1 protein-coding gene is annotated in these 1,520 nt (G+C 65.2%); it reads left to right on the top strand.

Translation table 11 applies throughout. From position 1 onward, the window contains the following. Positions 1-178: 178 nt before the first annotated feature. Positions 179-1,520, top strand: a 1,342-nt coding sequence (locus WA317_RS19375) for a serine/threonine-protein kinase (RefSeq protein ID WP_425174576.1), incomplete at its 3' end; no start/stop codon positions are given.

The following is a 1,520-nucleotide window of genomic DNA, read 5'->3' as shown; positions in this document are numbered from 1 at the left end:
GCCCGGGCGCCCGAATTCGCTCCGCGATCGTTCACTGACCCGGCATGATGCAATGGATTGTGGCAGGCAAGCGTCGGTTAGTCGGGCATCACTGGCGTTCGTTGTGGCGTTCGCGACCAATACTGCTGGTCGAAGTAGGGGAGGTGTGGTGGCTGCCAGCGCTACCCGCATCGGATCGATGTTCGGCAAGTACAGGCTGACCCGGTTGCTTGGACAGGGCGGAATGGGCGAGGTGTATGAGGCCTACGACACCACCAAGGATCGGACGGTCGCGCTGAAGATTCTGCCCCAGGAGTTGTCGCGCGATGAGCAATACCGGACCCGGTTTCAACGCGAATCCCGGATGGCGGCGATGCTGGAGGAGCCGCACGTCATCCCTATCTACGACTGGGGTGGGATCGATGGCAACTTATTCATCGACATGCGGATGGTGCGCGGGCAAGACCTGCACGAACTACTTAAGCGCGGGCCTCTGCAGCCGGAGCGCGCGGTGGGCATCATCCGCCAGATCGCATCGGCACTTGACGCGGCGCACGGGCTCAGTTTGATTCATCGCGACGTCAAGCCGCAGAACATCTTGGTGACGGCCTCAGAAGACTTTGCCTATCTCATCGACTTTGGAATTGCCCAGCACCGCACTGACACTCGGCTAACGCTGACGGGCAGCGCCATCGGATCGTTCGCGTACATGGCGCCGGAGCGGTTTGAGGAACGGCCGCCGACTGCAGCGGTGGACGTGTACTCGTTGGCCGCTGTGCTGTATGAGGCGCTCACCGGCAGGACGCCGTTTGCAGCCAACGGTGTTGAGCAACTGATCGTGGCTCACCTGTCCGCGCCGCCACCGCGGCCCAGCGTCGTCAACCCCTGCATACCGCCCGCCTTCGACGGTGTCATCGCCCGCGGTATGGCCAAAGATCCCGACGACCGCTACGGCAGTTGCGGGGCGCTGGGCCGCGCCGCCCAACGCGCCTTAACCTCGGGACCGTCCTCGCGGCCCAGCACCGGGCCAACCGAAACCCCACCCGATCCGCCGCCACGGCCAGCCGGGTACGTGCCGTATCAGGCCGGGCCCGCCATTCCGGCCTGGCAAGCAGCACAACCGGAGTCGTCGTCCGGTTCGGCCCGCCCGTGGCTGGTGCCGGCAGTGATTGTTGTTGGCGTAGGCGCGTTACTACTGGGCGGAATTGGTGTGGTGATTGGCCTGCTTGCCGGGCACAGCTCCGCACCCGCCACCAACAGCTCACGGTCGACCGGCTCCAACGTGGCGACCCCGACCCTGTCCTACCAGCCCGAGTCGCCGCCGTCTGCGCCCGCTCCGGCTACGCCGGGGGGACCGCAGGGCGCGACCGGGCCCGACAACAGTGCAACGCACGAATCCTGCGACGCCGGTTACTCGTTGACGAACATGACCGGTTTCGGCACCCACTCGCGGCGCGGCTCGCCGCAAACCTCATGCTTCTTCACCAAAAGCGTTCTCGTCTCCTACTGGAATCAATACGGCAACGCCAGCCGCCAGCAGC

The organism is Mycobacterium sp. (assembly GCF_049802695.1).
GTDB lineage: Bacteria > Actinomycetota > Actinomycetes > Mycobacteriales > Mycobacteriaceae > Mycobacterium.
The sequence above is the reverse complement of the archived record's forward strand: the minus strand, read 5'-3'. Positions and strand labels throughout refer to the sequence as shown.